Annotated in this window: 12 protein-coding genes; 10 read left to right on the top strand and 2 right to left on the bottom strand. The window is 65.8% G+C overall.

What is annotated here, in order from left to right; genetic code table 11:
* The first annotated feature begins 54 nt into the window (after positions 1–54).
* On the top strand, positions 55–1071 hold the full coding sequence (locus tag NDN01_RS13460) for an LLM class flavin-dependent oxidoreductase (protein WP_272621977.1): 1017 nt from the start codon (positions 55–57) through the stop codon (positions 1069–1071).
* Positions 1072–1077: 6 nt separating this feature from the next.
* Here the strand turns inward: NDN01_RS13460 and NDN01_RS13455 are convergent, their stop codons facing one another.
* Complete coding sequence (locus tag NDN01_RS13455; protein WP_272621975.1) at positions 1078–2661, bottom strand: sulfatase family protein; 1584 nt, start codon at positions 2659–2661, stop codon at positions 1078–1080.
* Positions 2662–2936: 275 nt separating this feature from the next.
* On the opposite strand from NDN01_RS13455, the gene NDN01_RS13450 reads away from it, so the two are divergent.
* From NDN01_RS13450 to NDN01_RS13420, 7 genes are all read left to right on the top strand, one after another.
* On the top strand, positions 2937–3854 hold the full coding sequence (locus NDN01_RS13450) for an ATP-grasp domain-containing protein (protein WP_272621973.1): 918 nt from the start codon (positions 2937–2939) through the stop codon (positions 3852–3854).
* Positions 3851–4864, top strand: coding sequence for an LLM class flavin-dependent oxidoreductase (locus tag NDN01_RS13445; protein ID WP_272621972.1), 1014 nt, complete (start codon positions 3851–3853; stop codon positions 4862–4864). The genes NDN01_RS13450 and NDN01_RS13445 overlap by 4 nt, the downstream gene beginning before the upstream one ends.
* Positions 4861–5832: a methionine ABC transporter ATP-binding protein gene (locus tag NDN01_RS13440; protein ID WP_272621970.1), complete on the top strand. Its 972-nt coding sequence runs from the start codon at positions 4861–4863 to the stop codon at positions 5830–5832. The genes NDN01_RS13445 and NDN01_RS13440 overlap by 4 nt, the downstream gene beginning before the upstream one ends.
* Complete coding sequence (locus NDN01_RS13435; protein WP_272621968.1) at positions 5829–6491, top strand: methionine ABC transporter permease; 663 nt, start codon at positions 5829–5831, stop codon at positions 6489–6491. The genes NDN01_RS13440 and NDN01_RS13435 overlap by 4 nt, the downstream gene beginning before the upstream one ends.
* A gap of 14 nt (positions 6492–6505) precedes the next feature.
* Positions 6506–7306 carry a MetQ/NlpA family ABC transporter substrate-binding protein gene (locus NDN01_RS13430; RefSeq protein ID WP_272621967.1) on the top strand — a complete coding sequence of 267 codons (801 nt, stop codon included), beginning with the start codon at positions 6506–6508 and terminating at the stop codon, positions 7304–7306.
* 233 nt (positions 7307–7539) lie between these two features.
* Positions 7540–8490: a serine O-acetyltransferase EpsC gene (epsC, locus tag NDN01_RS13425; protein ID WP_272621965.1), complete on the top strand. Its 951-nt coding sequence runs from the start codon at positions 7540–7542 to the stop codon at positions 8488–8490.
* 37 nt (positions 8491–8527) lie between these two features.
* Positions 8528–9760 carry a dipeptidase gene (locus NDN01_RS13420; protein ID WP_272621963.1) on the top strand — a complete coding sequence of 411 codons (1233 nt, stop codon included), beginning with the start codon at positions 8528–8530 and terminating at the stop codon, positions 9758–9760.
* A gap of 29 nt (positions 9761–9789) precedes the next feature.
* Here the strand turns inward: NDN01_RS13420 and NDN01_RS13415 are convergent, their stop codons facing one another.
* Positions 9790–10902 (bottom strand): Gfo/Idh/MocA family protein, encoded by a 1113-nt coding sequence (locus tag NDN01_RS13415; protein ID WP_272621961.1) that lies wholly within the window; start codon positions 10900–10902, stop codon positions 9790–9792.
* Here NDN01_RS13415 and NDN01_RS13410 point away from each other — a divergent pair.
* Together NDN01_RS13410 and NDN01_RS13405 are read left to right on the top strand one after the other, a co-directional pair.
* On the top strand, positions 10901–11788 hold the full coding sequence (locus NDN01_RS13410; RefSeq protein WP_272621959.1) for an aldo/keto reductase: 888 nt from the start codon (positions 10901–10903) through the stop codon (positions 11786–11788). The genes NDN01_RS13415 and NDN01_RS13410 overlap by 2 nt on opposite strands.
* Positions 11785–12867 (top strand): LLM class flavin-dependent oxidoreductase, encoded by a 1083-nt coding sequence (locus NDN01_RS13405; RefSeq protein WP_272621957.1) that lies wholly within the window; start codon positions 11785–11787, stop codon positions 12865–12867. The genes NDN01_RS13410 and NDN01_RS13405 overlap by 4 nt, the downstream gene beginning before the upstream one ends.
* Positions 12868–12881: the final 14 nt, after the last annotated feature.

The raw sequence follows: 12881 nt of genomic DNA, 5'->3' as shown, positions 1-12881 counted from the left end.
GCTGGCTCACGCCCGGACTGCATTCTCGCCAGACATCAGCGTCAGGAACATCATATGAAGAAGATCGGATTTCTTTCCTTCGGCCATTGGTCGGCGTCGACGCAATCAGCGACTCGCTCGGCGTCCGACGTGCTGCTGCAGTCGATCGATCTCGCCGTGGCGGCGGAGGAACTCGGCGCTGACGGGGCTTATTTCCGGGTCCATCATTTCGCGCAGCAACTCGCCTCGCCTTTTCCGCTGCTGGCGGCGGTCGGCGCGAAGACCGGCCGGATCGAGATCGGCACCGGCGTGATTGACATGCGCTATGAGAATCCCTTCTACATGGCCGAGGATGCCGGGGCGGCTGACCTGATCAGCGGCGGCCGGCTGCAACTCGGGATCAGCCGCGGCTCGCCGGAGCAGGTGATCGAGGGCTGGCGCCATTTCGGCTATGCGCCAGCGGAGGGCGAGACCGATGCCGATATGGGGCGCCGCCACGCCGAGGTGTTTCTCGATCTGCTGAAAGGGGAGGGGTTCGCCCAGCCCAGCCCGCGACCGATGTTCCCGAATCCGCCGGGACTGCTGCGGCTTGAGCCTCATTCAGCCGGCTTGCGCCGGCGGATCTGGTGGGGATCGGGGGCGAACGCGACGGCGCTGTGGGCCGCGCGGCAGGGCATGAACCTGCAAAGCTCGACGCTCAAGGCGGACGAGACTGGCGAGCCGTTTCATGTGCAACAAGCGAGGCAGATCCGGCTTTATCGTGAGGCCTGGAAGGAGGCCGGCCATCAGTGGGAGCCGCGCGTTTCGGTGTCGCGATCGATCTTCGCGCTGATGAACGACACTGATCGCGCCTATTTCGGCCGCGGCGACGACAGCGACCAGATCGGCATCATCGACAATATGCGCGCGGTGTTCGGACGCTCCTATGCGGCCGAGCCGGAACGGCTGATCGAGGAGCTGCGCGCTGACGAGGCGATCGCCGAGGCTGACACGCTGCTGCTCACCGTGCCTAACCAGCTTGGCGTGGACTATAATGCCCATGTCCTCGACGCCATTCTGACTCATGTCGCGCCTGCCCTGGGTTGGCGGTGAGGCGTTTCACCCCGGCCGCAGCTTTTGCGCCAGCGCGGCGAGTTTCCCGGCTGGCGGGCGCAGAAAGCTGTCCGGGAAGGGGGCGCCCTTCGGCCCCTTGGGGTCGCGCAGGTCGTTGCGCTCGCCCGAGTCCGGGCTGAGCGGGATCTGCATGCCCCCGGATTCCTCCAGCCTGGCGAAGAGCTTCTTGCTCATCCGCTCGGCCAGCGCCTCATGGCCCGGCCGGGCGAGAAGATTGTCGGCCTCGCCGGGGTCCGCCTGGAGATCGTAAAGCTCGTCAATGTCCCAGATGCCGTGGAAATGCATATATTTATACCGGTCCTCGCGTAGCGCGTGGACGGTCGGCGTCTGCGGGAAATTGCGCTCCCAATAATATTCGTAGAGCAGCTCGGTGCGCCAGGGAATCGTCCTGCCCTGTGCGAGGGGCAGGGCATTGGCGCCCGCCATCGAGGCTGGCGCCTCAAGCCCTGCCACCGCGAGCATCGTCGGCGCCACGTCGATATTGGCGACGACCTGGTCGACGGTTCCCGGACCGAACAAGGCGGGACATCGCGCAAGCAGCGGCACGCGCATCGATTCCTCGTAAGCGGCGCGCTTGTCGATCAGGCCATGCTCGCCGAACTGGAAGCCATTGTCCCCCATATAGAGGATCAGCGTATCGTCGAGTTCACCGCGCTGGTGGAGCAGGTCCATGATCCGGGCCAGGCCCTCGTCCACCGCGAGCAGCGTTTCCATGTAGCGCTTGTAATAATCGGCGACGTCGAGCGTCCCGTGATAGGGATAGTCGACGCCATGCCAGCTGTTGCGCTGGTTCTCCACCCACATTGGCCGGCCCGGGGTTCCGGGCTTCATCGTCTCCGGATAGCGGAACGTCTCCTTCGCATAGCGGCCTGCGTGGCGCGGCGCCGGGATGAATTCGGAATGCACCGCCTTGTGCGCGAGGTGCATCATCCAAGGACGCTTCCGGTCGCGCTTGCCGATCCAGTCGAGCGCGTAATCGGTCAGCTCGTCGGTGATATAGCCACGCTGCGGCACATGCCTGCCGTCGACATTGAGGCCGTCTTCGGTCGGCCAGTAGCTGCCCTGTCCCTTGAAGCTTACCCAGCGGTCGAAGCCCGGCTGTGGCGTATCGGTCTCGGCGCCCATGTGCCATTTGCCGATAAAGGCGGTCTCATATCCGGCCGCTTGCAGATATTCGGGATAATAGGTCAGGCCGGGCGGAATCGGGTGGTTGTTGTCGACCACCTTGTGCTGGTGCGCATAAAGCCCGGTGAAGATGGAGGCACGCGACGGCGAACACAGCGCCGTCGTGACGAAGGCGTTGCGGAAATGGACACCCTCCCGGGCAAGCCGGTCGAGCGTCGGCGTCTCGCCGAAGCTCTGCGTCTTCATGAACCCCATGGCGTCGAAGCGATGATCGTCAGTAAGGACGACCAGGATGTTGCGCGGACGGGCGCCGGCGCTTCGCTTCAGCGTCAACTGCCTGCGCGGCTCGGGGGGCGTCGCCGCGCCTGCGGCCCAGCTGAACAGACCGAACGCGCCGCCGCTCCCGGCAAGCAGAACGCCGCGGCGGCTCGGTGTGTCGCTCATTGGCGAAGCTCCTATATGCGTCAGGGGGCGGTCTCCCCCGTCTGCCAGAGATAGTGGGGCGCCGCGCGTGAGGAAATCGGGATAATATCCCACTGCATCGATGGAGATTGAAATCAATTTTAGCTATGGCCCGGAAAAGGCGAATCTCTCCCATAGCGATGAGCGGCGCGCTATCCCGCCGCTCAACGACATTGGCCCGAATCCGTCCTGAGTGGCGGTGGAAGGCAAGAACTCGATGGCATGCCGGTCCTTGGGCATGCCGACAAAGGCCCCGAATGACCGACCTAGCGATCGTCTATGAGCATCCCTCGTGGTTCCAGCCGCTGTTCGCCGCGCTTGATCGACGCGGCATCGACCACGCCGCGCTCCATGCCGACGGCCACGCCTTCGACCCTGGGGACCGCACGCTCCCGGCACCGGTCGTGTTCAACCGCATCGCCATGTCGAGCTTCCTGCGTTCGCCTGAACATCCGATCTTCTATGCCCAGGCCCTGATGGCGCATTGGGCATTCTCGGGTGCCCGGGTGATCAACGGCGCCGATACGCTCGCTGTCGATGCGTCGAAGGCGCGGCAGTTGTCGACGATCTCGTCCTTAGGCCTTGCCATCCCCGCGACACGAGTCGTCCGGCGAACGGCCGATCTGGCGGCGGCGAGCGAGGGGTTGCGCTTTCCCGTCGTCGTCAAGGCGAACATCGGCGGGTCGGGTGCCGGTATCGTCCGCTACGACAGCCGCGAGGCGCTGGCCGAAGCAGTCGCTGACCAGTCGGTCCCCGACAGCATCGACCGGGTGTTGCTCATCCAGGAATATGTGCCGGTGCGCGACGGCAAGATCACCCGGATCGAAACGCTCGGCGGCAAATTTCTCTATGCGATCGACGTCGATGGCGGTGGCAGCTTCGATCTCTGCCCCGCGGATGTCTGCCTGACCACGCCCGGCAAGCCGGCGATCGCCATCACCGAGGCCCGGGTCCCGGCGGAACTGGTGGCGGCTGCCGAACGTATCGCGGGCGCGGCCGGGCTCGATATCGGTGGCGTGGAGGTGATGATCGACGATCGCGATGGAATCCCGCGCTTCTACGACATCAATGCGCTGTCCAATTTCGTCGCCAGCCCGCTCGACATACTCGGTTGGGATCCGCACGAGCGGCTGGCCGACTGGCTGGAAGGCGTGATCCGGGAGGCGAAGGCGTGAGGTACGGCTATTGGATGCCGGTATTCGGCGGCTGGCTGCGCAACGTTCCCGATGAGGGCATGGAGGCGAACTGGGACTATACGCGCGACCTGGCGATCCGTGCCGAGGCGATCGGGTATGACCTGACCCTCATCGCCGAGCTGAATCTCAACGACATCAAGGGGGTGACCGAGCCAGCGCTTGACGCATGGTCGACTGCCGCTGCGGTCGCGGCGGTGACCAGGACTCAGGAACTGATGGTCGCTGTGCGGCCCAATTTCCATCAGCCTGCCTTGTTCGCCAAGGCCGCGGCGAACATCGATCGAATCTCGGGCGGCCGGCTGTCGCTCAATGTCGTCTCCTCCTGGTGGGCGGATGAGGCGAAGCAATATGGCCTGCAGTTCGACCAGCATGACGACCGCTATGCCCGCACGGCTGAATGGCTCGATGTGGTGAGGGGCCTGTGGCGCACGGAAAGGTTCAGTTTCGAGGGGCAATTCTACAAGACCGATCAGGCGATCTGCTCGCCCAAGCCAGTGCATGCGCCAGTGCTGTATGCCGGCGGCGAGAGCGAGGCGGCGAAGACGATGATCGCCGGGCGATGCGACGCCTATGTGATGCACGGCGACCCGGTCGAGGCGATCGCGCCCAAGATCGCTGACATGCGGGCGCGGCGGGCCGATGCCGGCGGCAAGCCGATGAGCTTCGGCATGGCGGCCTATGCGATCGTGCGCGACAGCGAGGCCGAGGCGAAACGCGAGCTCGCGCGCATCACCGACGTGCGGGATCTGCCCGCAGGCTATGCGAATTTCGACCAGTGGCTGTCGGGCACCCAGCTCGAGCGTGAACTGAAGATCCAGGAATATTCGGTCTCCAACCGCGGCCTCAGGCCAAATCTTGTCGGCACGCCCGAGCAGGTGAAGGAACGCATCGCCGAATATGAGGATGCCGGGCTGGACCTGCTGCTGCTGCAGATGAGTCCCCAGAAGGAGGAGATGGAGCGGTTCGCGGCGCAGGTGATCAACGCATGATCCGACTGAAGGGTGTCCACAAGGAATTCGATGGCGCGCATGCCGCGCTCGCTGGTGTGGATCTGGACATTGCGCGGGGCGAGGTGTTCGGCATCATCGGCCGCTCGGGCGCCGGAAAATCGACCCTGGTGCGGCTGCTCAACGGGCTCGAACGGCCAAGCGCCGGCTCGGTCGAGGTGGATGGCGTCGATGTCGCGACTCTCGCGGGCGAGCCGCTGCGCGCGTTGCGCCGCCGGGTGGGCATGATCTTCCAGAATTTCGGGCTGTTGTCGTCGCGCACGGTGGCCGACAATGTCGCGCTGCCGCTTCGGATCGCAGGCATCGCACCGGGAGACATCGCGACGCGCGTCCCGGCGCTGCTCGATCGCGTCGGCCTCTCCGATCATGGCGCCAAATACCCCGCGCAACTCTCGGGTGGGCAGAAGCAGCGTGTCGGCATCGCCCGGGCGCTTGCGACAGGTCCCGACATCCTGCTGTGCGACGAGGCGACCAGCGCGCTCGATCCCGAGACGACGCGAAGCATCCTCACGCTGATCGCCGACCTCAATCGCGAGCTAGGCATCACCATCGTCCTGATCACCCACGAAATGGATGTCGTGCGCCAGGTCTGCGACCGGGTGGCGGTGCTCGACGCGGGGCGGGTGGTCGAACACGGGACCGTCGCCGATGTTTTCCTCTATCCCGAAGCGCCGGAGACGCGGGCGCTCCTCGCCGAGGCGGGCGAGAATATCGATAGGGGCTATGCCGATTTCGACGGGCTTGTGGTTCGTCTGACGTTGCGCGGCGATGCCCTGTCGGAACCGGTGCTGACCCGGGCAGCACGCGAAACGGGCACCGATCTCGCGATCCTCGACGGTCGGATCGGCAACTTCAAGGACATGCGTTTCAGCCAGCTCACCCTCGGCATCAGCGGGGATACCGCAGCAGCGGTCGCGGCGCTTGAACGCTACGGGCAGGTGACTCGATGAGCGGATTCCTCGGCAATGTCGACTGGCGCGAGATCGCTCAGGCCTGTCTGGATACGCTGGCAATGCTCGGCGGATCGCTGGTGCTGACGATCCTTCTCGGGCTGCCGCTCGGGATCATCCTGTTCCTGACCAGCCCGGGACAGGCCTGGGCGCACCGCGCGGCCAACGGCGTGCTTGCGCTCCTCGTCAACCTGCTGCGTTCGGTGCCGTTCATCATCCTGCTGATCGTGATGATTCCGGTGACGATGCTGCTCGTCGGCACGTCGCTGGGCGTGCTCGGCGCAATCCCACCGCTGGTCGTCGGCACCGCGCCCTTCTTCGCGCGCCTGGTCGAGACCGCGTTGCGCGAGGTCGATCGCAACACCATCGAAGCCGTGCAGGCGATGGGCGCGACGACCCGCGATCTGGTCTTCCGGGCGCTGCTGCCCGAGGCGCTGCCCGGCATCATCGCGGGGGCGACGGTCACTGCTGTCGCCCTGGTGTCCTTCACCGCCATGGCCGGCGTGGTCGGCGCGGGAGGACTGGGCGATCTCGCGATCCGCTTCGGCTATCAGCGTTTCCAGACGGACGTGATGGTCGTGACCGTCATCTTGCTCCTGGTGCTCGTCCAGTTTCTCCAGATGGCGGGCGACCGCCTCGTCCTTCATTTCAGCCGCTGACGAAAGGTCCGCCGATGAACCGCCGAATCCTGCTTACCCTGATCGGCTCTCTTGCCCTTGCCGCTTGCGGCGCCAAATCCGGCGGGGAGGGGGCGGCCGACACGTTGACCGTCGCCGCGACCGCGGTGCCGCACGCCGAGATTCTCGACTTCGTGAAGCCCATGCTCGCTCGGGAGGGGGTCAATCTCGATGTCCGGGTGTTCAACGACTATGTGCAGCCGAACACGCAGGTCGCGGAAGGGCGGATCGCGGTCAATTATTTCCAGACCGGACCCTATCTCGCCGAGTTCAACAAGGCGCACGGCACCAGGCTCGTGACCATCGCCGGAATCCATGTCGAGCCTTTCGGTGCCTATTCGCGCAAGTGGAAGGCGCTGGCCGATCTGCCGGACGGCGCGACGGTCGCCATCCCGAACGAACCGAGCAACAGCGGCCGCGCGCTCCAGTTGCTGGCAAAGGCAGGGCTGGTCACGTTGCGGGACCCGAAAAGCGCCTCGGCCACGCCGAAGGACATCGTCACCAACCCGAAGAAGCTCAAATTCCGCGAGCTTGAAGCGGCGACTCTGCCCCGCGTCCTCGACCAGGTCGATCTCGCCATGATCAACACCAATTATGCGCTCGACGCCGGGCTCAACCCGACCCGCGATGCATTGGCGATCGAGGGCAAGGACAGCCCCTATGTCAATTTCATTGTCGGTCCGGAGAGCGCCCGGACCGACCCCAAGGTGCAGAAACTTGTCGCTGCCCTGAGGAGTCCGCTGGTCCGGGAATTCATCGAGCACAAATACAAGGGAGCGGTGCTTCCGGCTTTCTGAAACGACCGTCACCGCTGCTGCAAGACGGCATTGGGCGCGGCATATCTTTTCTTCGCTTTAATTCCCACTAGATTGATGGATTATGGTGATGAGCCGGCAGGGCGGCTCGTAACCATGGGTCGCGTCATGCCGAAGCAGCAATCACACCGGGTTGAGCGGGCCCGCATCTCGCGGCCGTTCTTCCGGGAGCCCAACCGGGCAGGCGGGGTCGTGAGGCTGAGCGGGCAGGCGGCATGATGACCGGCACTGTCGGAAACGACGCGTCGATCGCCTTTCCCCGCGAGCTTGGGATCGTCGTCGACGGGCTCAGGCAGGCGCGTCTCGACTGGCGCGCCAGCCATGCCCGCCATGCCGAGCGCGGGATCCAGTTTCCATCGCGCCAGGCGCTTCGCCGTATCCTGCGGGAACTGGGCGCGGCACTTTTCCCGTTGCGCCTCGGGCCGCCCGAGCTGACCGCCGGCAACGAGAATGCGTGGGTCGAGGCAACGCTCGAATCGACCCTCTCCCAACTTGGCGCTCAGATCGCCATCGAGCTTCGCATCGCGCGTCCCGGCATCGACAGTCTCGACGAAGGGCTTGAGGTCGAACGCATCATCGGTGCTTTCGCGGCGAGCCTGCCCGATATCCGGCGCCTGCTCGATGAGGATGTCGAGGCGGGATATGCCAATGACCCCGCCGCGCGCAGCGTCGACGAAGTGCTGCTGTCCTATCCGTCGCTCGCGGCCATCATCCATCACCGGCTCGCGCACCGGCTCTATCGCCTCGGCGCGCCGCTGGTCGCGCGCGTCGTCGCCGAGGTCGCGCATGCCGAGACCGGCATCGATATCCATCCGGGCGCCGCCATCGGGCGAAGCTTCTTCATCGATCATGGCACGGGAATCGTGATCGGCGAGACAGCCAGGATCGGCGACCGGGTAAGGCTCTACCAGGGCGTCACGCTTGGGGGCGAGCCGGCCATAGCGGGCGGGGCGCATGACGGGAGCGGGGGCGATGGCACCAGGCGCCGCCATCCCGCGATCGGGGACGATGTCGTGATCTTCGCAGGCGCCGTGCTTCTCGGGCCGGTCACGGTCGGCGCTCGCTCGCGCATCGCCGGCAATGTCTGGCTGCGGCGCGACGTGCCGCCCGACAGCGTGGTCGAGGCAGCCGAACCAGCGATCCGCCCAAAAGAAGCGGGTGAATGACCCGGACAACCGTCGCGATTGGAAAAGGAAAAGGCGCATGAAGCATTTGCTGAAACTGACCATCCTCGCCGGACTTTCCCTTGCAGCGCCGGGGAATGCTCAATCCGCTGGCGACGACAAGGCGGCCGGGGACCGGGCGGCCGGGATTCATCGTCGAGTGTTGACGCTCGACAGCCATGCGGACGTCCTGCTCCCGTCGACACCGAAACGTTATTTCCTGCCTGATGGCGGCTCCCGGACCGATCTGAAACGCCTGATCGCGGGCGGGGTGGATGCGGTGGTGCTGGCGGTGGCGGTGGGCCCGGGCCCGCGCGACGCAGCGGGTGTGGCCGCGGCGCGCAAGGAAGCCGATGCGAAGCTTGCCTGGATCAAGGCGTTTGTCGCCGACGATCCCGGCCGTATCGGCCTGGCGCTCGACGCCGGTGACGTCGAACGGTTGCACCGCGCGGGAAAGGTCGCCGTGATCATCGGCTTCCAGAACGCCCGGTCGATCGGCAGCGATCTTTCGCAGCTCGATGCCTTCTACAAGGCCGGCGTGCGCGTGTTCGCCTTCAACCATGCCGGACACAATGATTTCGCTGATTCGTCGCGTCCCTGGAACGAACCCGAAAGCGTGAATGGGGGGCTGTCTCCGCTCGGTCGCCAAGGGGTCAAACGGCTCAACGACCTGGGCGCATTGATCGACGTCTCGCAGCTCTCGACCAGGGCCTTGCTGCAGACACTGGACCTGACTCGCGCGCCGGTCGTCGCCACCCATTCAAATGCGCGCGGGCTCATCGACAACACACGCAACCTGTCGGATGCGGAGCTCGATGCGATCAAGGCCAATGGCGGCGTGGTGCAGGTCACGCCCTTTTCCCCCTATCTTCACAAGCAGGACGCCGACAGCCTGCGCCGGATTGCCGAGGTCCGTGCACGCTATGGATTGCCGGCGACGTTCAAGGGCCCCAGCGACGACGCAAGCAGCCTTTCCCACGAACGACAGGACGCGTTCATCGATGAGGTCGGTGCTGCCCAGTCACGCGGCACGCTGGCCGAGTTCGTCGATCATATCGACTATATCGCGAAGCGGATCGGCTGGCAGCATGTCGGCATCGGCTCCGACTTCAACCATGGATCGGGGGTCATCGGCTTCGACAGCGAGGCCGATGCGCTCAATGTCACCCGCGAGCTGGTCAGGCGCGGCTATGACGAAGCGCAGATCAAGGCGATCTGGGGCGGCAATTTCCTGCGCGTCCTGGGCGCGGCGGAAGCGGCGAGGGCCAGCTAGCGCCGGCGCACTCGGCCCGGCGCGCGCTGTCACATGCCGAGTTCGGACATCTCGACGACGCGATGTTCACGGGCGCTGATCTCCGCGGCGACGCCGATCGCCACCGCGCGCAGGCCGTCATCGGCGGTCACCTCGACAGGGCCTTCGCCCCGAACCGCCCGCGCGAAAGCCTCGTGCTGATGGAAGGTGGCACCGTGATGCGATCCGGCTGCCATCGCTGCCTCGTCCACCGCGATTGCCTCGCGAACGACGGCCTTTTCCGCGCGGAAGCCGACGCGCGGCGAGAAGATGATGTCGCCGGGCGGGACGATGACGTCGAGCCGGGCGGTATCGCCGGTCGCCACGATCTCCTCCTGGTGCTCGGCGCCGTCAGCGAACATGCACAGATCGAGCAGGGCGCGAACGCCGTTGGAGAAATCGACCACGGTATAGCTGTTGTCGATGATGTCGGGCCGCTCGCGGCCATAAAGCTCGTCGCGGTGATTGACGTCCATTGCGCCGGAACAGAAGACGCGTACCGGTTCGGCCTGAACGATCAGGCGCATCAGGTCGAAGAAATGACAGCATTTCTCGACCATCGTGCCGCCGGTATTCCGCGAGAAACGGTTCCAGTCCCCGACCTTGACGAGGAAGGGGAAGCGGTGCTCGCGCATCGCCAGCATCTGCAGGCGGCCGATACGTCCGCCATGGACATCGGCGATGAAGCGCGCGACCGGCGGCATGTAGCGATATTCCATGCCGGTCCAGACGGGGGCCGAATGGCTGGCCGCGCGGTCGGCGATCCACCGGGCATCCTCGATCGTCGTCGCCAGCGGCTTTTCGCACAGGATCGCGATACCGCGATCGAACAGGGGGGCGATGGTATCGCGGTGCGTGTTGTTGGGCGAGGCGATCACCACCGCGTCGACCTCGCCTTTCTCCGCCAGTTCCGCTGCCGAACGAAAGCGCTGGGGCCGCGCATCGCCGAGCGATGCGTCGGCCCAGCCAAGCGACGTTTCGACCGGGTCGGCAATCGCCGTTATCCGGGCGCCGGGCAGCAACCGGATGTTCCGGATATGCTCGCACCCCATCATTCCGGTGCCGACGATTCCGTAGCGGATAAGCTCTCCCACCTTGTCGTCCCTTGTGCCATGAGCGCGCATGCTTACACGCCCTTCTGAATCGCGCCCGCTCGGCAAGAGCGGGATTTCCGTCTCCCCGCTGGCATGGGGCATGTGGCGGTTCAAGGGCGATGATGTCCTTGCCGCCCGGGCGCTCGTCGAATCAGCGCTCGATTCGGGCATCACCCTGTTCGATACGGCCGACATCTATGGCGCCGACGGCGCCGGCTTCGGCACGGCCGAAGCGCTGCTCGGCCGCGTGCTCGCCGACGCGCCCGAACTGCGTGCCCGGATGGTCCTCGCCACCAAGGGCGGGATCGTGCCGGGCGTCCCTTATGATTCGAGCCCGTCCTATCTCGAATCGGCCCTCGATGCCTCGCTCCGCAGGCTTGGTGTCGATCAGGTCGATCTCTGGCAGATCCATCGGCCCGATCTCCTGGCCCATCCGCAGGAAACCGCCCGCACGCTGGAGCGGATGGTCCAGTCGGGCAAGGTTCGGGCGATCGGCGTTTCGAACTTCACGGCTTCCCAGGTTTCGGCGCTAGTCGCCTTTCTTTCGGTCCCCCTCGCGTCGATCCAGCCGGAATTTTCCGCGCTGCGCACGGCGCCGCTGTGGGACGGTGTTGTCGACCAGGCGATGGCGCATGATCTGGCGGTCCTGGCCTGGTCGCCGCTCGGCGGTGGGCGCCTCGGCGCGGCTGACGGTCCGGTCGGGGGCCTGCTTGCGGCGCAGGGAAGGAAATTCGGTGTTTCGTCGAGCGCTGCCGCGTATTCCTGGCTGATGGAGCACCCGGCGACCGTGATCCCGATCGTCGGCAGCCAGACGCCGGCGCGCATCCGGGAAGCATGCGACGCGTTCAAGGTCGAATGGACACGTGCCGAATGGTACGCCGTGCTCGAAGCCTCCATCGGAGAACGCCTGCCATGAATGCTTGCGAAGTCAGCTGGTTCTCGGCGCTGTGCGACGATGATTATGAATATCTCGGCGTGCCCGACCCGAAGCTCCAGTCGAGCTGGGAGCATTGCCGCGACATCGTGCTTCAGGCCGAGAGCGGTGGTTTCGACAATGTCCTGCTGCCGTCGGGCTATGCGCTCGGCATCGACACCACGGCTTTTGCCGCGGCGATCGCCGTGCTCGTCCGTCGCATCCGGCTGCTCATGGCGGTGCGGATCGGCGAGAGCTGGCCGCCGCAGCTTGCGCGGCAGATCGCAACCATCGATCGCATCCTCGGCGCCGATGCGAGCGGGCAGGGACGCCTGACGATCAATATCATCTCCAGCGACCTGCCCGGCGAAACGCTCGCGAGTGCCCCGCGCTACGCGCGCACCGTGGAAGCGATGCATATCCTGCGCACGCTGCTCGACGGACGGCCGCTCGATCATGACGGCGACTTCTGGAAGCTCAAGCTTGATCCGCCACGCGTCGGCACGGTTTCGGGCCGCTCGCCGGCTTTCTATTTCGGCGGCCTGTCGGAAGATGCGCGCGAGGCCGCCGCGAAGGGGGCTGACGTCTATCTGATGTGGCCGGACCGGATGGAAGCCGTGCGCGAGACGATCGCCGACCTGCGGGCCCGCGCCGACAAGGCCGGCCGCAGCCTCCGCTTCGGATATCGCGTTCATGTCGTGGTGCGCGAGACCGAGGCTGCGGCGCGGGACGCGGCGGACCGGCTCCTCTCGCGGCTCGACGACGCGGCCGGCGCGGCGATCAGGGCGAAGTCGCTCGATTCCCAGTCCGCGGGCGTGCGGCGCCAGGCCGAACTGCGCGAGACGGCGGGCGGCGAGGGCTATGCCGAGGACAATCTCTGGACCGGCATCGGGCGGGCACGGTCGGGATGCGGCGCGGCGATCGTCGGCGATCCGGACCAGGTGCTCGCCAAGCTTGAGGCATATCGGGCGCTCGGCATCGAGGCGTTCATCCTGTCGGGCTATCCGCACGGCGCCGAGGCTGACCTGTTCGCCCGGCACGTCCTGCCGCGCCTCGATCACGGCCCGCTGGTCATAGCATAGGCGATCCGATCCAT

The sequence above is a fragment of the Sphingomonas sp. QA11 genome (assembly GCF_028473665.1).
GTDB lineage: Bacteria > Pseudomonadota > Alphaproteobacteria > Sphingomonadales > Sphingomonadaceae > Sphingomonas > Sphingomonas phytovorans.
This window is presented reverse-complemented; position numbering and strand designations above follow the sequence as displayed.

Coding starts and splice junctions, on each gene's coding strand:
- NDN01_RS13460 (WP_272621977.1), top strand. CDS start 55: ATGAAGAAGATCGGATTTCTTTCCTTCGGCCATTGGTCGGCGTCGACG.
- NDN01_RS13455 (WP_272621975.1), bottom strand. CDS start 2,661: ATGAGCGACACACCGAGCCGCCGCGGCGTTCTGCTTGCCGGGAGCGGC.
- NDN01_RS13450 (WP_272621973.1), top strand. CDS start 2,937: ATGACCGACCTAGCGATCGTCTATGAGCATCCCTCGTGGTTCCAGCCG.
- NDN01_RS13440 (WP_272621970.1), top strand. CDS start 4,861: ATGATCCGACTGAAGGGTGTCCACAAGGAATTCGATGGCGCGCATGCC.
- NDN01_RS13435 (WP_272621968.1), top strand. CDS start 5,829: ATGAGCGGATTCCTCGGCAATGTCGACTGGCGCGAGATCGCTCAGGCC.
- NDN01_RS13430 (WP_272621967.1), top strand. CDS start 6,506: ATGAACCGCCGAATCCTGCTTACCCTGATCGGCTCTCTTGCCCTTGCC.
- epsC (WP_272621965.1), top strand. CDS start 7,540: ATGATGACCGGCACTGTCGGAAACGACGCGTCGATCGCCTTTCCCCGC.
- NDN01_RS13420 (WP_272621963.1), top strand. CDS start 8,528: ATGAAGCATTTGCTGAAACTGACCATCCTCGCCGGACTTTCCCTTGCA.
- NDN01_RS13410 (WP_272621959.1), top strand. CDS start 10,901: ATGCTTACACGCCCTTCTGAATCGCGCCCGCTCGGCAAGAGCGGGATT.
- NDN01_RS13415 (WP_272621961.1), bottom strand. CDS start 10,902: ATGCGCGCTCATGGCACAAGGGACGACAAGGTGGGAGAGCTTATCCGC.
- NDN01_RS13405 (WP_272621957.1), top strand. CDS start 11,785: ATGAATGCTTGCGAAGTCAGCTGGTTCTCGGCGCTGTGCGACGATGAT.